Raw genomic sequence first — 20,220 nt, 5'->3', positions numbered from 1 at the left:
CCTTAAGTAACTTTTCTTAGCCATCAATATGTTCTCTTTGCTGCAGAGCCAATTTCTCCCTGCGATGTTGCCAACAACCAGAACCATCAACTATCGATTCTGATATCAGTAAATTGGACTGACTTATTTGCGTAATTTTTCCATGATTCAAGCCGATGTACTGGCCTTGTTCGGCATAGAATAGTTTTCCATCTGTCGTCTGAATCAATGCCGATATACTTTTGCCATTACTTATCACGCCTTTAAAGTTCAACTGGCTTAAAGCAAATTGCTCTAAAGGATCTTTTGCAATACGAGTGACAGGCTGATTACATTCTTTATTTTCCACAGCTTGGCTTTGAGTTTCCGCTTCTCTAGGTAATTCGAAAGGTTGTCTTGAGCTTGTGTTCTCGTAGATGAATGCTTCAACAGGCACTCTGGGGTTTGGAGGAACGATACTTTTGTGACTATCGAATGTGACTTGCCCAACGTATTCGGTCAGAGAGTCTTCATTTGCCTGACAGCCAAACATTCCAATACACAGCAGCAACCGGCAACCGAATTTGTTTCTCATTGCAGCTCACCTTTGTTAACGACATCAGGATGATATTGATAGGTAAACGCTCGTACCTGAACGCTTAAGTTTTCGCTGTCATGACGGATTCTTTGCCAGTTAACGTCTTCTAAATGGATTATCCGAGGCAACTGAGCGATAGCTTGTGAAAATAAGCCAATATTGTGGTATTCACCTGTTAGCTCTAAGTTTAATGGCATGCGAGACAAGAACGCTTGCTGCTCTTTTTCTCCCCATTCAATACGAATGATCTTTAATTGATGTTTATTTCCGAGTTCATTCACAGCCGCTAGCAGAGTAGCGAGTTCCTTCTGTTCAGGCAGTTGCTGTAAAAGGTCATCATAACGCTCTGACAAATCATCAAGTTGAGCTTTGACTTGCGGCAGATTAGCGACCTTATGGGCTTTAGTGCGGATCGCTGATTTGAGTGTTTGCTCCTCTTCAATAAGAAGATGCAAAGTGTTTTGCTTAGGCGTGAGATAGAACCAATACCCCACACCTTGAATCAACAAAGCAACAATCAATAACATGACAAGCTGAGGTAGCAGTGGCCACTCTGCAATATCGTCGATCTCTAGGTTATTAAAATCACCCATTTATCACCGCCTTTGAAGTAGTTAGGTCACGACCGTCCAGGAAGATAGAGAACGATGCTTGAAAGCTTTGGAATGGCCGACCAAATCGAAAGTTTCCTGAGACGATAGAACGCATTTCAACATTAGAGATAGAAGAACAACGCTCAAGCCGATCTAACATCGTTGCTAATTGAGCTGTACTGTCACTGATACCCTGAAGCTCAATACTGTTATCGTTCATATTGATTTGATCTACGTATACTCCTTCAGGAATAAGTTGAGGGATAAGAACCATAATTTGGGTAGTTTTGTTGCGCTTTTTCTGCAGTGATTCCACCAGTTCAAAACGAGTATTTAAATATTGGTACTCCTTATCAACTAGGTTAAGTAAATCAAGTTTCCTATCCAATTTGGCAATATGTTGGTTTAAGTAATCAAGGCGACCTCTCTCAATATTCACCTGATAATCGAGATACCAACCTGCGGCCCATTGCAGAGCAGCACCTAAGCCAACCGCCATAATAGTGAAATGAATAAAACGCTTTCTATGAGATTGCTTTTGAGTATCACGCCATGGCAGTAAGTTAATGCTATATAACATGCTCAACCTCCAACCAATTGATTCCCCTTAGAGCAAGCCCTGCCGCAGTTGCAAAAGCTGACGGAGTTAAGCCTGAGAGATGACATCCTTTAGACTTATCATTGAACAGACTAAATGGGTCCAATACTCCACAGATGAGATCCACCTTTTCAATCAACGCTGTCTGAATCACTTCGAGGTTTGCACCACCTCCGGTTAACCAAATACCACTAAGAGTTGTTGTCCCATTTACCGATATAAACAGATGAATTTGCTTGGCAATTTTCTCCACCAGCTCAAAACTCTTATCTTTAGTGACATCAGACTGTCCCCGATTTGACTCTGCCAATATGTAGGATGTGCCCTCTGCAATTTGTTTATAAAATGGAGGTTTATTCGCAAAATCGAAACACAAGGTTGTCTGAGTATGTCCAACGTCCAGCAATAGAAAATCTGTGCGAGCAAAGGTTTGGCTGCAAAGCTGCCATAACTGAACTAAGGCATGTGTTTGAACTTCTGCTAAAATTGGCTCAAAACCCGCTTTCTCTAAAGCAAAAGTACGGCTTTCCACAACGTCTCGTTTAGTCGCATACACTTGATAGGCAACTAAATTACTTTTAGTTGTTGCAGTCTCAATATTTAGACGGTTGGGTTCAGGAATAAAATCAAGGGATACATCTGCCATTGGGAATGGAGATTGATAAGAAAAAGCTTGATAAATAGCGAACTCTCGTTCATTGAGTTCAACGTCGCTATCTATCTGTAATATCTTACTAATTACTGTGTTATCTGGAATGGCAATAACGACTTTTCGACTAAATAACGGTAAACCCTTTTTTAGTTCTTTGAGTTTCTTTACAATTTTCTGATAAACCAATACATGGTTATCAGCGAAAATATCATCAGTAACACGTATTTCCTTATAACCGAACAGCGTATACTTATTAGCTGAAGGTTTTATAACCACAGCTTTAATACTATGGTGTCCGATATCGACACCTATAACAAATGATTGAACCATATAGCTCTACTCCAATAAGAAAGCTCCGCTATAACGCCTATTCATTGGGCAAATAAGCGATAACTACTTTTGAGAGCAACTTTTTTAGCTTAGAGTACAAGGGATTGCATTAAGGCAGCCTCTACTAAACAGGAAATCTCCGGTGAAGTTCATAAAGCGTTTATTAATTTTTTCATTGATTTGCATAGCCCTTGGAGCTAGTACAATTTTTGGTTTCTATTTGTACGTAAAACCAGAGTTACCTGACGTTGCAACTTTACGTGACGTCAAACTTCAAACGCCAATGCAAGTCTTTAGTAAAGATGGCAAACTCATTGCGCAGTTCGGCGAGAAACGTCGTATTCCACTACGTCTGGATGACATGCCAAAAGAACTGTTAGAGGCGATCGTCGCCACTGAAGACTCTCGCTTCTATGATCACTTTGGTTTTGACCCTATCGGTATTACCCGAGCAGCATTTGCAGTTATTGCTTCAGGTAGTGCCTCACAAGGGGCAAGTACGATTACTCAGCAGCTAGCTCGCAATTTCTTCTTGTCGAATGAGAAGAAAATTATGCGAAAAGTAAAAGAAATTTTTATCGCTATCCACATCGAGCAACTGCTAACTAAAGACGAAATTCTAGAGCTTTACCTCAACAAAATTTATTTGGGTTATCGTTCTTATGGTGTAGGGGCAGCAGCTCAATCTTATTTTGGTAAAGAAGTTAAGAACTTAACCTTAGGTGAAATTGCGTTGATTGCAGGCTTACCAAAAGCTCCATCAACCATGAACCCAATCTATTCATTAGAGCGAGCCACTAACCGCCGTAATGTAGTATTGGCTCGTATGCTTGCAGAAAAGTACATAACCCAAGCACAGTACGATACGGCTCGTGCTGAAGTGTTGCCGACCAATTATCACGGAGCAGAAATCGAGCTCAACGCTCCGTATGTTGCAGAAATTGCTCGCGCTTGGATGGTTGAACGCTATGGCGAAGACGCTTATACCTCAGGTATGAACATCTATACCACTGTCGATTCTAAACGCCAACAAGCGGCCAACTTAGCTGCTATTCATAACCTGATTGCCTACGATGAGCGTCACGGCTATCGTGGAGCGGAAAAAGAACTGTGGACCTCTAACCAATCGGCATGGAGAGAAGAACAGATTGTTGAACATCTGAAAAAGGAACCGACTTATGGTGAACTTTCTCCAGCTGTCGTTCTCAGCACAGAAGCAAAATCAGCTACAGTTTGGGTTAAAAACCAGGGTGAATTTACGATTGATTGGAACAACATGAACTGGGCTCGTCGTTTTATTACTGATGATCGCCAAGGACCCGTTCCAAGTAGTACAAAGGATATTCTAAAAGCAGGTGAGCAAGTCTGGGTGCGTAGGACATCTCAAGACAAAGCTGATACTCCAATATGGCAGTTGAGCCAAGTACCAAATGCCAATACTGCATTTGTCGCTATGGATCCTGAAAATGGTGCTATTGAAGCGCTTGTGGGTGGCTTTAACTTTGTTCATAACAAATTTAACCGTGCCACTCAGTCGGTACGCCAAGTTGGTTCGAGTATAAAACCATTTATCTATTCAGCAGCTTTAGATAAAGGCTTAACACTGGCGACACTGATTAACGATGCACCGATAAACCAGTGGGATGAAAGCCAAGGAACTGCTTGGCGTCCGAAGAACTCGCCACCGACTTACACAGGTCCAACTCGAGTTCGTATTGGTCTCGCACAATCAAAAAACGTAATGGCGGTTCGTGTCTTGCGTGAAGTCGGTTTGGAAGATACTCGTCAATACCTAACACGTTTTGGTTTTGATCTTGACCAACTACCAAAATCAGAAACTATTGCGCTTGGTGCTGGCAGTTTAACACCAGTGAAAATGGCTCAAGGTTACTCTGTGTTTGCCAACGGTGGCTATTACGTTGAGCCTTACTACATTCAAAAAGTGGAAAGCCCATACGGTGATATTGAATTTGAAGCAGAGCCTACTATTGTCTGTCGCCAAAACTGTCCAAAAGCGGATGGGTTCGATACTCAAGGCGCTGAACACCACTACGCTAAACAAGTGATTTCAGAACAAACTGCATTCCTTGTTCGCGAAATGATGTATAGCAACATTTGGGGGGGAGGTAACTGGGCTGAGAAAACCGGGTGGAATGGTACGGGATGGCGCGCTCAAGCTCTCAAACGCAGAGATATTGGCGGTAAAACAGGTACAACCAACGATTCAAAAGATGCTTGGTATAACGGTTATGCTCCGGGCGTAGTAGCTATCGCTTGGGTCGGCTTTGATGAACATAGCCGTAACCTTGGCAAAACAATACCAAATCCAAATATTGAAGATGATGTAGCTGGTGCTGAAGCGGGTGCAAAAACAGCTCAACCAGCCTGGATTGAGTTTATGGGCCAAGCACTAGAAGGTGTACCAGAACAAGAGAGAGCGTTACCGAACAATATTGTTCGCGTTCGTATCGACCGAGATACTGGTCTGCTAACCAATAAACAAGACGCCACATCTATGTTTGAGTATTTCTTGAAAGGCACTGAACCAAAAGAATACATTCAAGAAAATGTTTCTGGAGATATCTACTCAACAACCAGTGGCGACGAATTGTTCTAAACTCTTCACTGTATCAAACCCCAAAAGAGGCCTTAGGGCCTCTTTTTTATCACTGGTTCAGTCATACCATTCTGGAAAATTTCCTGATCAGTGAATGGGCGTCGATAAGCAAACCCTCCGAGCCATGGACGGCTCGGCGGAGCTTCAGGGACGAATGAATGCGCGTTTGCGTTTGACGCCCATTCGCTGCTCGCCGATGCTCAATCTGATCATATTTTTATCTAGGATGGTATCACTTAAGCTTGAGCCTCTAAGGTTTCTTTCATCAACTTAGCTAGGTTTTCAAAACGCTGACGTAAAGGCGAACCCGGACGATACGCGACAACCAATCGACGTGATGGTTCAGGGTTGATCGCTTTGATATAACACACACCGTCTTTCACTTTTTCTTTCGGTAGAGATAGCTTAGGCAACAAAGTAATGCCTGCCCCTGCTGCAACCATGTTGCGCAGTGTCTCTAAGCTTGTTGCTTTAAAGCGGTCATCATCTTTTGCACCAGCAGCAAAGCAGAAACCTAATGCTTGATCTCTCAAGCAGTGTCCATCGCCTAATGCCAAAACTGTTTTACCATTGAGCTCCAGCATATCGATCTCATCATGGTCAGCCCAAGGGTGATCACAAGGAACGGCAATACTCATAGGTTCATTGTAAACGTCAATCTCTTTAAATGGAGCCGTTTCATCGACTGATGCTAAAACCAAGCAGTCTAACTTACCATCTTCCAATTGCTGAACCAGTTGATGAGTTTGAGCTTCATGAAGAAACAACTCTAGCTCTGGAAAATGCTCTTTTAGGGACGGAACAATCTTAGGTAATAAGTAAGGTCCAAGCGTTGGAATAAAACCAATATGCATTGGTCCCGTCATGGCACCCGTTTGCTTGCTCGCCATATCTTTAAATGTTTTCACTTCACCTAAAATACGTTTTGCCTGGTCAACAAGCTGTAAGCCAGATTCAGTAAAGAGAACACGTCGACTGCTGCGTTCCAGCAACACAGTTCCCAGCTCGTCTTCCAGTTTACGAATTTGCCCACTTAATGTTGGCTGACTAACAAAACACGCTTCGGCCGCTTTGCGAAAATGCTTGTGCTCTGCCAACGAAACCAAATATTCAAAGTCTCGAATATTCATTATTCACCCCGATAGAATTGAACTATCAAAACCATAACATCAACTGATTGGATCTATCAAAGATTTTGTGACTAATTTACTGAACATGACGATAATGGCAGTTAAACTCGGTATAGAGATTTGACTAGGGTTAGTGAGATGGCTTGCGATAACTGCCAACAAAATTGGTTTTGGAAGAAGATTGGTACGTGTCAACGTTGTATGGATCAACTGACCGTATTGTCGGTCGTGTGCTGGGTAATATGGTTTTTCTTCTTTAAGCAGGATCCGCGTAGCATTGAGTCGATCGCTTTGATCGTCGCGGGCTTTGCTTTCAACACGCTTCTGTTTCTACATTTATGGATGAAGTACGTCATTTTGCCTTGGCGTAAGCGTCAGGGAAAAAGTGATTAGAGCCGTTTGAACTTTATCCAGATCAACGTTGACGTGTTTGACATAAAGAAAACATTACCCCTCTAAAAAGAAAAAGCCCTAAAAACAATATCTGTCTTAGGGCTCTCTTAGATTCTTCTAAGAAAAAGCAGTGGTATTAAAGTAGACCGTGCTTTTTCTATTTGGTTCCGGAAAATTATGATCTTTTTTCGATCTTTTTTCCTTTCTTTAAATTCAACGTGTTATGCAACTTTCATCTTAGTAATTAATTGTTCAGAGACACTCACCTCTAACGCAACTTCATCACACGCATGCTGACGAGGACACTTCTCACAATCTTTCAGAACTTTCTCTGGCAACAAGGTTTTTGACGTTGGAATAAAGTGTAGTTTCATAAAGAACTCAGGAGTACGAGTTAGCACAAAAACTTTCTTAATCGCCATTTGACGAGCTTTATTCACCAAGTACTGAACAATTGCTGCACCTTGTCCTTGTCCCTGCCAACCAGCTTCAACGCCCAGTGAACGAATTTCAGCTAAGCCTGAGTCATAAACATAAAGAGAAGCACAGCCAGTGATTTCACCGTTATGCTCTGCGACAGCAAATGAGCCGATATCGCGGACGATTTCATTACGAGAGCGTGGTAGGTTTTCACCCATGTTCGCCCAGTACGTCACCATACCTTCTAGTGCTTCAATATCTGTTAAGCGAGCAGGACGCACTTTCACAGAGGTCGCATCACGTTTAGATAAACGTAGTTCCGCTTGTTCAACTGCATAAGCCACCTGATGAGGCGCTACGCCACCAAGAGCACTACGTTTTTCCAAACAAGACTCAATAGTCAGAATTGCATACACATCATCTTCAATCACAGCAGAGAACGTTTTTAGCTCTTCTAGCGTTAACTCTTCCAACGCACAACCCTTGGCAATAGCACCAACCACAGCCACACCCACAATATGGTGTGCTTCACGGAATGGAATACCTTTCGCTACTAGATAATCAGCCAGTTCAGTAGAGTTTGCATAGCCTTGCTTCGCCGCTTCTAGCGTACGTTCACCGTTAACTTTAATGCCGTCAAAACACAGCGCCGCCATTTCCATACAGTCGTTCCAGGTATCCAAAGCGTCAAACAGACCTTCTTTGTCTTCCTGCATGTCTTTGTTGTATGCCAATGGCAAAGCTTTAACCGTCATCATCATGCCAGCTAATGAGCCATACACGCGTCCGGTTTTTCCACGAATAAGCTCAAGTGCATCTGGGTTTTTCTTTTGTGGCATCAATGATGAACCAGACGTCACTGTATCCGCTAACTCAATGAAACCAGATTCACCTGAGTTATAGAAAATCATATCTTCAGCCAGACGAGAAAGGTGTAGCATTGAGATAGAAGCTACCGACATTAGTTCCATCACGTGGTCACGGTCTGATACGGAATCAAGAGAGTTGCGTGTTGCGCGACGGAAACCAAGGTTGTGTGCCAGCTTTTCACGATCCATTGGATACGCAGTACCAGCCAGAGCACCAGAGCCTAGAGGACAAGTATCAAGACGTCTAATCGCATCACTAACACGTGAATAGTCACGCTCAAACATCTCAACATAAGCTAAACACCAGTGAGCAAAAGTCACAGGCTGAGCACGTTGCAAGTGAGTATAGCCCGGTAACACGGTGCCTTGGTGCTCTCTTGCCACTGAAACCATTTTGCTTTGTAAACGGTCAAGAGCAATAAGCAACTGTTGACCTTGCTGACGACACCAAAGTTTGAGGTCAGTCGCGACCTGGTCATTACGAGAACGGCCAGTGTGCAGTTTTTTACCTAAATCACCGACTTTACTGATCAGTTGTTGCTCTACCCATGAGTGGATATCTTCAGCATCCGAACGCAGAATTTGTTCTGGGTCTTCCATCACTTCCAACTTGAGTTCATTCAATGCCAACTCAAGTTTTTGCTGTTCGTCTTCATTCAGTACGTTGACAGAAAGCAATGCTTTTGACCATGCAATAGAACCCACAATGTCTTGCTCAGCCAATCGGTAATCAAAGCGCAATGAATCATTAAACTCTTTGAATCTCGTATCTGCTGCTTGGGTAAATCTTCCGCCCCATAATGCCATTGTGCTTCTCCTGCATCTAATTCCTTGGCTACTGCGCCAAAGGATACTTCATTTCTGCCAGTGTTTGGTGTTTTTTAATTGTAAATAAGGATCGCGCAATCGCGATCCTCATAGTTTTATTATTTTAAATTTAGCTCCCTGTAGGAGAGCCTTAGAATTACTTTTTCGCTTCGTTTAGCGCTCGGATACGGCTAGCCAAAGAGTAAAGACGGATGAAGCCGCCAGCATGGCTTTGGTCGTAAACTTCGTCTGCGCCGAAGGTTGCAAACTCTTCTGAGTACAGGCTGTTTTCAGAACGTTTTTGCGTTGCGGTTGCTTGGCCTTTGTAAAGTTTGATAACCACTTCACCGTTAATGTCTTCAGCTAGTGCATTTGCTGCCGCAAATACTGACTTACGTAGTGGAGTGAACCAACGACCGTCATAAACTAGGTGAGAAGCTTTGATACCGATTTCTTCACGGAACTCAAATGATGCTTTATCTAGCACAAGTTGTTCAACTGCACGTAGAGCTTCCATCATGATAGTGCCCCCCGGAGTTTCGTAACAACCACGAGACTTCATACCTACCAGGCGGTTTTCAACGATATCTATACGACCGATACCATGTTTTACACCTTTCTCATTTAGTGCAACAAGTGCTTGGTATGGAGAGAGTTCTTTACCATCTACTGCAATCACTTCGCCTTTTTTCACTTTTAGAGTGACATATTCAGCTTCGTTTGGTGCTTGCTCTGGGTCAACAGTCCACGCCCAGCAATCTGCGTTTGGCGCATTCCAAGTGCTTTCCAACACACCACCTTCTGTTGAGATGTGCCATGCGTTTGCATCGCGTGAGTAGATTTTAGTCAGTGATGCCGCACAAGGAATATTACGTGCAGCTAGGTAGTCTAGACACTCTTCACGGCTCACTAGATCCCATTCACGCCAAGGAGCGATGACATGTAGATCTGGTGCTAGCGCTGCAAATGCGCCTTCGAAACGTACTTGGTCGTTACCTTTACCAGTACAGCCGTGAGCCAGTGCGTCAGCGCCTACTTTACGAGCGATTTCTACTTGTGCTTTTGCAATCACAGGACGAGCCATAGAAGTACCTAGTAGGTATTTACCTTCGTAGTAAGCACCTGTTTTAAGCGTTGGGTAGATGTAGTCTTTTACCAATTCTTCTTTCAGGTCAACCACGTAACACTCTGAAGCACCAGAAGCGATCGCTTTTTCTTCAATACCAACAAGCTCTTCTGCACCTTGGCCAACATCAGCAACAAATGCGACTACTTCACACTCATAGTTCTCTTTCAACCATGGAATGATTACTGATGTATCTAGACCGCCAGAGTAGGCTACGACAACTTTTTTGACTTGAACTTTGCTCATTTTATATCTCCAAATATCTGGCTCTGTACTTGGCGGTCAGGGCTCAGGATTCCTTTAAATTCGTTTGTTTAACTGTTCTAAAATTGGCTGTTTTGAAACCGCCATTTCTAATTCACTATTTAGGTAAAAATTGAGTACCGATACTTTCACCAGCAAATAGCTTGGCAAGCTTCTCAGGATAACGCCATGTCGCTACTTCAATTGGACGGCCAAGCTCTTTCGCTGCGTCTAACGCTGCGTTGACTTTTACGATCATACCGTCGGTAATCACTTTACCTTCAATCAAACTTTTTGCTTTTGCTTCGTCAAGCGTCGAAATCAGATGACCTTTACCATCCAATACGCCACTTACATCGGATAATAGAACTAACTCAGCATCTAACGCACTAGCAACGGAAACAGCAGCTTGGTCAGCATTTACATTCATCATTTGACCATCTTTAGTCAAGCCTATCGAGCTAATAATTGGTACTACGCCCGCCTCTAATAGGAGTTTAGTGACAGTACCATCACCAGCGCTTGATTTACCTACCGCGCCAAGTTCTGGATCAAGCTCTTCTACCACGCATAAACCGCCATCAGCCAAACATAAACCGACTGCGTTCAAACCGTCTTTGATTGCCTGGCCTTGAAGCATTTTATTGGCCGTACCCGCTAAAGCACCAGCTATCACACCGATTTGATCATAAGGAGTGACACGTAAACCGTCTTTTTTGACTGTCGGTAGCTGTAACTTAGCCATTAAATCATCCACAAGGTAACCGCCACCATGAACGATAACAATTCGTCGCTGAGCTTGGGCTTGATACTGTGCGATTGCGCTGAAAAGCTTACTTAGCGTCTCTGAACAAGACAGAGCTGCGCCACCTAACTTAATCACCAATGGATCTAGTTTTGTATCCGTCATATATAACCCTTACACCAGAGCTGTTAGCTCATCGAAACCGTAGTGAATGTTTAAACACTGCATCGCTTGACTTGATGCACCTTTTAATAAATTGTCGATTGCTGAAACAACAATCACATGTTCGCCCTGCACTTTCCAACCGATATCGCAGAACGGAGTAAATTCAACATCTTGGATACGAGGTAACGAATCCAAGCATAGACGAACAGCAGCTTTACCTTGGTAAGCCTGAGTGAATGCTTGCTTCACTTGTTCTGCCGTTACACCTTGAGCTAATTTCATGGTAATCGTGGCTAAAATACCGCGTTTAAAATTGCCTAAATGTGGTGTGAATATCACTTCACGACCTAAATGAGTAGCAATTTCAGGCTGATGACGATGGTTAAACACGCCGTAAGGCTGCAAGCTCACTTCACAGAAGCTATTAGTGAGTGTCGCTTTGCGACCCGCACCTGATACACCACTGGTCGCATTGATCACGGGCCACTGTTGTAAATCTAATAAATTGCTTTCAATCAAAGGCTTAATTGCTAGCTGAGAAGCTGTCGGATAACAACCTGCAACAGCAACTAATTGACTCTGTTTGATATTTTCTAAATTCCATTCAGCCAAACCATAAGCCGCTTTTTTCAACCAATCAGCATGCTGATGTTCAAAGCCATAGTACTGAGTATAGAAACCCTCATCATCCACGCGATAAGCGCCAGAAAGATCAAACACCTGACAGTCGTTTGCCAGAAAAATCGGCGCAATGTCGTGGCTCACTTCGTGTGCCGTCGCCAGAAATACAACATCACACTCTTGTGCAACTTTTTCAACATCAACAATAGGTTGCACGGGCAAATCGAGTAAACCAGCGAGCTTACCATGTAGTTGACCAATTGACTTTCCTGCATCAGCGCTGTTGGCTGAAACGTATAAACCTGATAGCGTGAGCTCAGGGTGTTTGTGCACCATAAGAGCCAATTCTGCTCCGGTATAACCGCTTGCGCCGATGATGGTGGTTTTTAACATCTCAAAACGTCCTAAATCGAGTAAAAAATCGACAATTAAAAGTGACTATAAATATTTAAAATTAGCACTTTTATCGGTTTTTTATTCACTAAAAGTGATTTAATATGTGTTTTACAGTTTCAACGTAATTCTGTCAATAGTAGGAGCAAATAATATATGCAATTGCCAAGTTTCCTTGAGGTTTATGAAGGTCTTATTTCAACCTCATCCATCAGCTCCACCGATAGTCGTTGGGATGAAGGCAACGAAAAAGTCATCGCTAAATTGGCTGATTGGTGCCGCGCATTGGGCTTTCAAGTGGACGTGGTTCAAGTTGCCCCTGGTAAACAAAACCTTATCGCAAAAAAAGGCGAAGGTGAAGGTGGCTTATTGCTATCTGGCCATAGTGATACCGTTCCTTTCGATGAAGGAAGATGGAACTACAACCCACATGCGCTAACCGAAGCAAACAATCGCTTCTATGGTTTAGGAACTGCCGACATGAAAGGCTTCTTCGCTTTTATTTTAGAAGCGGTGAAGAAAGTTGACTGGAGTAAACAGAAAAAGCCTCTTTATATATTGGCGACCTGCGATGAAGAAACAACCATGCTCGGTGCACGCCACTTCACTCAAAATACTCCGTTCAAACCGGATTACTGTATTATTGGCGAACCAACAAGTTTAGTGCCAGTACGGGGTCATAAAGGTCACGTAGCAAATGCAATAAGAGTGACGGGTAAATCTGGGCACTCTTCAAATCCTGCGTTGGGTGTCAACGCCATCGAGATCATGTACGAAGTACTCTACGCTCTGATGCAACTACGCGATAAGTTAGTGAAAGAGTATCATCACCCCGGTTTTGATATTCCTAGTCCAACTCTAAACCTAGGACATATCCACGGCGGCGACAGTCCAAACCGCATCTGCGGTTGTTGTGAACTGCATTATGATGTTCGTCCACTTCCAGGTATCAGTTTGGATGGCTTGGACAACATGCTGCGTAGTGCTCTGACTCAAGTACAAGAGAAATGGCCAGGAAGAATTGAGATAGAACCGCTACATGACGCCATTCCTGGTTACGAATGCCAGCATGACCACCCTTTCATTGCAGGAATCAGCGAAATCACTGGCGTGGATGCTCAGACAGTTAACTACTGTACTGAAGCGCCATTCCTTCAAGAAATTTGCCCGACATTGGTAATGGGACCGGGTTCCATCGACCAAGCTCATCAGCCAGATGAATTTTTGGCCTTCGAGTTTATCGATCCGACCATCAACATCCTTTCGAAAGCAATGTACAAATATTGCTTCTAATTTGCAGCTTTTCAGGTGCATCTCTTAACTAAAAAACAACATGACGTACTACATTAATAACAATGTGATGAACGTCTTGTTGTTTTGTAAGAAATTTCCAACAAACCACCTAAATTAAGCAAACTTACATTGCAGGTAATAAAGTAAAACTGGCAAAGAAATCACCAGCATCATTTGACTAGACTGGGCAATCTTCGATAAATTGTCCCTCTAACAAGAAACACAGGATGTAATTTTTTTACAAGGCAGGATGACAATGAACGAGAAATACTCTGCACTCAAAAGTAACGTGAGCATGCTCGGACATCTTCTGGGTAAAACCATTCAAGATGCAGATGGCGATGTTATTTTAGAGAAAGTAGAAACCATCCGTAAGCTTTCAAAATCTGCTATGGCAGGTAATCAAGCGGACCGAAATCTACTTATTGAAGAGATAAAAAGCCTTCCAAACGATCAACTGACTCCAGTTGCTCGCGCTTTTAACCAATTTTTGAATTTGACCAATATTGCAGAGCAATACCACACCATTTCACGTCATTGTGAAGAGAACGTGTGCGAACCCGATGCGATTCATGCGCTATTTTCAAAACTTAGCCAGAACTCGATTAGCAAACTCGATACAGCTCAGGCACTTAGAGAACTCAACATTGAGCTAGTATTAACTGCTCACCCAACTGAAATCACCCGTCGTACGATGATAAACAAGTTGGTAAAAATAAATGAGTGCCTGTCACGTCTAGAGTTAACCGAACTTTCATCTAAAGAACGCCGTAAAACTGAACGTCGTCTAGAACAGTTGATAGCTCAGAGCTGGCATTCAGACGTTATTCGTCAACAGCGCCCAACACCATTAGACGAAGCTAAATGGGGCTTCGCTGTGGTAGAAAACTCTCTATGGCAAGCAGTACCTGAGTTCCTACGTGACCTAAATGAACGAGCAAAAGAGTATTTAGGTGAAGGTCTACCACTGGACGCTCGCCCTGTTCATTTCTCATCATGGATGGGTGGTGACCGTGACGGTAACCCATTTGTAACTCACACCATCACTCGTGAAGTACTACTGCTTTCTCGTTGGAAAGCCGCTGATCTTTACTTAGGTGATATCAACGAGTTGGTCAGTGAGCTATCAATGACCAAGTGCAGCGATGAACTGCGTCAGCTTGCTGGTGAAAACGAACACGAACCATACCGTGCAATCCTTAAAGGCATTCGCTCACTACTTCAAGAAACACTAGAGATTCTGGATGCGAAAATTCACGGTCAAAAACTAGCCGTTAAAGCACCACTACGTGATATCAGCCAACTTTGGGACCCGCTATACGCGTGTTATAAGTCTCTGCATGAATGCGGTATGGGTGTCATTGCTGATGGTTCACTGTTAGATACTCTACGCCGTATCAAAGCATTCGGTGTTCACCTAGTTCGTCTTGATATCCGCCAAGAAAGTACTCGTCATGCTGATGCACTGTCTGAGCTGACTCGCTATCTCGGCATCGGTGATTACAATCACTGGAGTGAGCAAGACAAGATTTCATTCTTAACTAATGAGTTAAGTTCTAAGCGCCCTCTTCTTCCTCGCGATTGGGAACCTTCTGAGCCGGTCAAAGAAGTTCTTGATACTTGTAAGATCATTGCTGCACAGCCTCGTGCTGCGTTCGGTGCTTACGTTATTTCTATGGCTCGTACAGCGTCTGATGTACTGGCAGTGCATCTACTGCTTCAAGAAGCAGGCTGCCCTTACCGTATGGATGTATGCCCACTGTTCGAAACATTAGATGACTTGAACAACGCTGAAGATGTCATCAAGCAGCTAATGAGCATCGACCTATACCGTGGCTTCATTCAAAACCATCAAATGGTAATGATCGGTTATTCTGACTCAGCGAAAGATGCAGGTGTGATGTCTGCGGGTTGGGCTCAATACCGAGCAATGGACTCATTGGTCAAAGTGTGTGAACAAGAAGGTATCGAACTGACTTTGTTCCATGGCCGTGGGGGTACTATTGGTCGTGGTGGTGCGCCTGCCCATGCTGCGCTACTTTCTCAGCCACCGAAGAGCCTGAAAGGCGGTCTTCGTGTGACAGAGCAAGGTGAGATGATCCGCTTTAAGCTAGGTTTGCCAGAAATCGCTGTAAACAGCTTCGACATGTACGCTAGTGCGATTCTTGAAGCGAACTTACTGCCACCTCCAGAGCCGAAACAAGAATGGCGCGAACTGATGGATGCACTATCAGAAGTTTCTTGTGAAGCTTATCGTCATGTGGTTCGTGGTGAGCCTGATTTTGTGCCTTATTTCCGTCAAGCAACACCGGAGCTTGAACTGGGTAAATTGCCACTAGGCTCTCGCCCAGCAAAACGTAATCCGAATGGCGGCGTTGAAAGTTTACGTGCGATTCCGTGGATTTTCTCTTGGAGCCAAAACCGTTTGATGCTTCCAGCTTGGTTAGGTGCGGGTGAAGCGATTCAGTTCTCTATCGATAAAGGTCATCAAGCTCTGCTTGAAGAGATGTGTCGCGAATGGCCATTCTTCTCAACTCGTCTTGGTATGTTAGAGATGGTATACACCAAATGTAGCGTTGATTTAGCTCGCTACTACGATGAGCGTCTGGTTGATGAGAAGTTACGCCCACTAGGTCAACGTCTGCGTGATCAGCTACAGAAAGACATCAAGACTGTTCTGAATGTAGAGAACAACGAGAACCTGATGCAAAGCGACCCTTGGGGCCAGGAATCCATCCGTCTGCGTAATATCTACGTAGAACCACTGAATATGCTACAAGCTGAGCTACTGCACCGTACTCGTCAGTCTGAAACGCCAGCGACTGAACTGGAAGAAGCACTCATGGTGACGATTGCCGGCATCGCAGCAGGTATGCGTAATACAGGCTAATTAACAGCATTATATTCCAAAATAAACCAAAAGGTCGCAGCTAAGCGACCTTTTATTTTGCATATGATTTTTATTGAGAATAATATCAGTTTTTTAGGTCTAATCATCCTTGTATTCTACTTTATGCTTATTATTTAGATATACTACTGCACCTCTACGATACTGACACTTATAAAAAGAGATCGTAGTGAGGTATGCATACGCATAGCTCCTTCTAGGTGATAAACGGCTTTAAGGTGACATGAAAAGCACACTTGTGCTCGATTTGCTTAAGATTTCTAACTATTCAGTTTTTAACTATTTATTAAGTTAAAAAAACGTGCCATTAGAAGCACAAATGATAGTTAAGCAATTTTTGATTTACTTAACCAATTTGGATAATAAAGACATGTCATTACCACACGTAATTCTCACTGTTTTAAGCACACGTGATGCGACGGGATACGACATCACTAAAGAGTTTTCAGCAAGTATTGGTTACTTCTGGAAAGCCAGCCATCAGCAAGTTTACCGCGAGCTAAACAAAATGGGCCAACAAGGTTTGGTTACTTGTGTTTTAGAGCCGCAAGAGGGTAAACCAGATAGAAAAGTCTATTCAATTACAGATTCAGGCCGCAGCGCGCTAGGTGAATGGTTCGATCAACCCACCGCACACCCAACGGTACGCGATGAGTTCAGCGCTAAACTGATTGCTTGCTCTGTTCAACCAGCAGCACCTTTTAGCACTCAACTTGGTGAGCTTATTGAAGAGTCTCGCAAGCTAGTTGCACACTATCAGGAAATTGAAGCGGCATATTACGCAACACCTGCAGTGTTAGATAAACAGCAGCGTTTAGAACGTTTAACACTGCGTCGCAACCTACTACTTCGTCAAGCTTGGATTGACTGGGCAGAAGAAGTACTGACTGAGCTCGATGCTATCGGCTAACAGGTCGAACGCTACTCAATCTTCATAATATAAAAAAGGGATAATCACTGTATTATCCCTTTTTTATTGCTTTGTTAGTCTCGAACTAAATACCGTCACCACCAGTAAACGTCTGTACTCGACCATTAAATTGCTGGTCCATATCAAAAGATGGTTTTTCAGACTTAGGACGGCCAACGATACGCGCAGGAACACCTGCTACGGTTGTATGCGGAGGAACCGCTTGAAGTACCACAGAACAAGAGCCGATTTTCGCCCCTTCACCCACTTCAATGTTACCCAGAATCTTCGCACCAGCACCGATCATCACGCCTTCACGGATTTTCGGATGGCGATCACCACACTCTTTGCCTGTACCGCCTAGAGTTACGTCCTGCAGGATAGAAACATCATTCTCAACCACTGCAGTTTCACCGATAACAATACCCGTTGCGTGGTCAAGCATGATGCCGCGACCAATGCGTGCTGCAGGGTGAATATCTACTTGGCAAGCAACAGAGATTTGATTTTGTAAATAAACCGCCAAAGCTCTGCGTCCCTGTTTCCATAACCAGTTTGCCACTCGGTAACCTTGCAATGCATGGTAACCTTTCAAATACAAGAGCGGCACCGAATACATGGAAACAGCAGCATCACGGTTCACCGTCGCGCAAATGTCACATGCCGCAGCTTCTGTAATACTAGGGTCGGCCGCAAAGGCTTCTTCGACCACTTCACGTACTGCCATTGCTGGCATAGAAGCGGTATTTAATTTATTGGCCAGAATGTAGCTCAATGCAGACGATAAACTATCATGCTTAATAATGGTCGCGTGATAGAAACTAGCGAGCATAGGCTCTTGCTCAGATTGTTCACGAGCTTCCTTAACGATGGTCTGCCAAACTTTCTCTTTTTCGCAAAATTTCATTGTGTTCTATGTCCCGGACGTTCAGTCAAAATCAGGTCTGTATTTATAGTAATATTGAGTGAGAACCTGACCCGTGCAACAAGGTTAACGTTCCGCTTTTTTGTCTCGCGCAAGCAAATCTTGAGCGGCTAAGCGTGCATCCTTTCCTTGATACAATACTTGATAAATTTGTTCAACTATAGGCATTTCAATACCAATACGTTGAGCGAGAGCCCATACTTCTTGAGTATTTCTATAACCTTCAACAACTTGACCAATTTCAGCTTGCGCTGTATCAACATCTTTACCTTGACCTAAAGCCAGGCCAAAGCGGCGGTTACGAGACTGGTTATCCGTACAAGTCAGCACTAAATCCCCCAAACCTGCCATACCCATAAAAGTTTCGGCTTCAGCACCTAATGCAATACCTAAACGAGTCATCTCGGCAAGACCACGTGTAATCAGTGCTGTACGAGCATTAGCACCAAAGCCAATACCGTCAGACATACCCGCACCAATCGCGATAACGTTCTTAACCGCACCACCAAGCTGCAAACCAATAAAATCGCTATTCGCATAAACACGGAAGGTTTTACTACAGTGGATTTTCTCTTGTAGGTCTTTGACAAATTGGGTATCTGGAGATGCAACCGAGATAGCTGTTGGCATTCCCATCGCTAACTCTTTAGCAAATGTTGGTCCAGACAACACAGCCAATGAGTGAGAATCACCAATCACATCATGAGCAACATCTTGTAGTAGTCGACCGGTTTCTGGCTCTAAACCTTTCGTCGCCCAACATAGTCTGGTGTCTGGACGTAGATACGGTTTTAAACTTTTCAGTACGATACCAAACACGTGACTTGGAACAACCACCAGCAGATCTCGACAAGCTTCTACTGCATTTTTCAAATCAGATTCAACAATCAAAGAGTCAGGGAAATCAACGCCCGGCAAAAACTCGTGGTTAGCGCGATCAGCCTGTAATTTAGCCATGTGCTCTTGTTCGTGTCCCCAAAGAACAATGTTAGCACCATTACGTGCTAATGAAATTGCTAGAGAGGTTCCGTAAGAGCCGGCACCGATAACTGTCATGGATACCGTTTTACCGTAGGCATTATTTACTTGTGCTTCTGTCATTGTTCCGCCCGATAGATAATCGTTTGTTAACACTAATTTTATACCCAAAGTGCAATATGCCAATCCTATTTAGGAGTGAGTTAATAGGAATGTGCTTGGGTAAAAATAAAAATGCACATCGTACTCATCAAGTACGCTGTGCATTCATTGCCACGAATGGCTACATATATGAGTCGCTATCGCATTAAGCGTCAGCTTTTTCTACACCTTGACTAGCAGCTTGCTGTTGTAGGTAGTTCATGAACAATGCATCAAAGTTAACTGGTGCTAGGTTCAATTGTGGGAAAGTACCTTTAACTACTAGGCTAGAGATCGTTTCACGAGCGTATGGGAAAATGATGTTCGGGCAGAATGCACCTAGGCAATGAGCTAGTTGGCCCGCTTCCATGTTCTCAATAGTGAAGATACCACCTTGTTGAACTTCACATAGGAAAGCGGTTTCTTCAGCGTTCTTAACCGTTACTGTTAGACGTAGAACGACTTCGTAAACACCCTCACCTAATTCGCGGCTTTGAGTATCTAGATCAAGTTTTACATCTGGGTTCCATTCTTTTTGGAACATTACTGGAGAGTTAGGAGCTTCGAAAGAAACATCTTTCAGGAAAATACGTTGAATTGCGAAGTTTTGTTGTGCTTCTTGTGTTGCTGCTTCAGCCATTTTTAAATCCTTAATACTGATAAATTCCGGTCAAGGTTGATACCCTGAGATTAACCGAGAACGCTCTGAATCACGAGGCTGAGACACCAAATATGTGTTCCAGAAAAATACGTGTAAAACATCACATCTCTTTCAATCAAATGCTGCCAATTTAGACAGCATATCAA

The 20,220-nt window shown here is 43.5% G+C and carries 17 protein-coding genes; 5 read left to right on the top strand and 12 right to left on the bottom strand.

Annotated elements, in window-relative coordinates:
• Nucleotides 1-16 precede the first annotated feature (16 nt).
• The 4 genes from G5S32_RS01190 to pilM are packed head-to-tail and all read right to left on the bottom strand — an operon-like array spanning nt 17 to nt 2,729.
• Nucleotides 17-553, bottom strand: a complete 537-nt coding sequence (locus G5S32_RS01190) for a pilus assembly protein PilP (RefSeq protein WP_165310111.1) — start codon at nt 551-553, stop codon at nt 17-19.
• On the bottom strand, nt 550-1,149 hold the full coding sequence (locus tag G5S32_RS01185; RefSeq protein WP_165310110.1) for a type IV pilus inner membrane component PilO: 600 nt from the start codon (nt 1,147-1,149) through the stop codon (nt 550-552). The genes G5S32_RS01190 and G5S32_RS01185 overlap by 4 nt, the downstream gene beginning before the upstream one ends.
• Nucleotides 1,142-1,729, bottom strand: coding sequence for a PilN domain-containing protein (locus G5S32_RS01180; RefSeq protein ID WP_165310109.1), 588 nt, complete (start codon nt 1,727-1,729; stop codon nt 1,142-1,144). Before G5S32_RS01180 ends, G5S32_RS01185 begins: the two co-directional genes overlap by 8 nt.
• Nucleotides 1,719-2,729 (bottom strand): type IV pilus assembly protein PilM, encoded by a 1,011-nt coding sequence (gene pilM / locus G5S32_RS01175; protein ID WP_165310108.1) that lies wholly within the window; start codon nt 2,727-2,729, stop codon nt 1,719-1,721. The genes G5S32_RS01180 and pilM overlap by 11 nt, the downstream gene beginning before the upstream one ends.
• Nucleotides 2,730-2,871: 142 nt before the next feature.
• On the opposite strand from pilM, the gene G5S32_RS01170 reads away from it, so the two are divergent.
• Nucleotides 2,872-5,346 carry a penicillin-binding protein 1A gene (locus tag G5S32_RS01170; RefSeq protein WP_165310107.1) on the top strand — a complete coding sequence of 825 codons (2,475 nt, stop codon included), beginning with the start codon at nt 2,872-2,874 and terminating at the stop codon, nt 5,344-5,346.
• 236 nt (nt 5,347-5,582) lie between these two features.
• Here G5S32_RS01170 and oxyR read toward each other — a convergent pair whose 3' ends face one another.
• A complete protein-coding gene (gene oxyR, locus G5S32_RS01165) occupies nt 5,583-6,476 on the bottom strand; it encodes a DNA-binding transcriptional regulator OxyR (protein WP_165310106.1) in 894 nt (297 codons plus the stop codon).
• A 138-nt stretch (nt 6,477-6,614) separates the two neighbouring features.
• Between oxyR and G5S32_RS01160 the strand changes: the two genes are divergently transcribed.
• Nucleotides 6,615-6,869, top strand: a complete 255-nt coding sequence (locus tag G5S32_RS01160; RefSeq protein WP_165310105.1) for a DUF3624 domain-containing protein — start codon at nt 6,615-6,617, stop codon at nt 6,867-6,869.
• 221 nt (nt 6,870-7,090) lie between these two features.
• On the opposite strand, the gene argH is transcribed toward G5S32_RS01160, so the two are convergent.
• From argH to argC, 4 genes are all read right to left on the bottom strand, one after another.
• Nucleotides 7,091-8,965, bottom strand: coding sequence for an argininosuccinate lyase (gene argH, locus G5S32_RS01155; RefSeq protein ID WP_165310104.1), 1,875 nt, complete (start codon nt 8,963-8,965; stop codon nt 7,091-7,093).
• 157 nt (nt 8,966-9,122) lie between these two features.
• Entirely contained in the window at nt 9,123-10,337 is a 1,215-nt protein-coding gene (locus tag G5S32_RS01150; protein WP_165310103.1) for an argininosuccinate synthase, read from the bottom strand.
• Between the two features lie 115 nt (nt 10,338-10,452).
• Nucleotides 10,453-11,244 carry an acetylglutamate kinase gene (argB, locus tag G5S32_RS01145; RefSeq protein WP_165310102.1) on the bottom strand — a complete coding sequence of 264 codons (792 nt, stop codon included), beginning with the start codon at nt 11,242-11,244 and terminating at the stop codon, nt 10,453-10,455.
• 9 nt (nt 11,245-11,253) lie between these two features.
• Nucleotides 11,254-12,258, bottom strand: coding sequence for an N-acetyl-gamma-glutamyl-phosphate reductase (gene argC / locus G5S32_RS01140; RefSeq protein WP_165310101.1), 1,005 nt, complete (start codon nt 12,256-12,258; stop codon nt 11,254-11,256).
• Between the two features lie 156 nt (nt 12,259-12,414).
• On the opposite strand from argC, the gene argE reads away from it, so the two are divergent.
• From argE to G5S32_RS01125, 3 genes are all read left to right on the top strand, one after another.
• The gene (gene argE / locus G5S32_RS01135) at nt 12,415-13,551 is read left to right on the top strand and encodes an acetylornithine deacetylase (protein ID WP_165310100.1); all 1,137 of its coding nucleotides are present in this window, start codon (nt 12,415-12,417) and stop codon (nt 13,549-13,551) included.
• A gap of 256 nt (nt 13,552-13,807) precedes the next feature.
• Complete coding sequence (gene ppc, locus G5S32_RS01130; RefSeq protein ID WP_165310099.1) at nt 13,808-16,441, top strand: phosphoenolpyruvate carboxylase; 2,634 nt, start codon at nt 13,808-13,810, stop codon at nt 16,439-16,441.
• Between the two features lie 388 nt (nt 16,442-16,829).
• Nucleotides 16,830-17,369, top strand: coding sequence for a PadR family transcriptional regulator (locus G5S32_RS01125; protein WP_165312692.1), 540 nt, complete (start codon nt 16,830-16,832; stop codon nt 17,367-17,369).
• An 85-nt stretch (nt 17,370-17,454) separates the two neighbouring features.
• Here the strand turns inward: G5S32_RS01125 and cysE are convergent, their stop codons facing one another.
• From cysE to secB, 3 genes are all read right to left on the bottom strand, one after another.
• A complete protein-coding gene (gene cysE, locus G5S32_RS01120) occupies nt 17,455-18,276 on the bottom strand; it encodes a serine O-acetyltransferase (RefSeq protein ID WP_165310098.1) in 822 nt (273 codons plus the stop codon).
• Between the two features lie 84 nt (nt 18,277-18,360).
• Nucleotides 18,361-19,395: an NAD(P)H-dependent glycerol-3-phosphate dehydrogenase gene (gene gpsA, locus G5S32_RS01115; protein WP_165310097.1), complete on the bottom strand. Its 1,035-nt coding sequence runs from the start codon at nt 19,393-19,395 to the stop codon at nt 18,361-18,363.
• 184 nt (nt 19,396-19,579) lie between these two features.
• A complete protein-coding gene (gene secB, locus G5S32_RS01110) occupies nt 19,580-20,053 on the bottom strand; it encodes a protein-export chaperone SecB (protein ID WP_165310096.1) in 474 nt (157 codons plus the stop codon).
• Nucleotides 20,054-20,220 lie beyond the last annotated feature (167 nt).

Origin of the sequence: Vibrio ziniensis (genome assembly GCF_011064285.1) — a bacterium.
GTDB lineage: Bacteria > Pseudomonadota > Gammaproteobacteria > Enterobacterales > Vibrionaceae > Vibrio > Vibrio ziniensis.
This window is presented reverse-complemented; position numbering and strand designations above follow the sequence as displayed.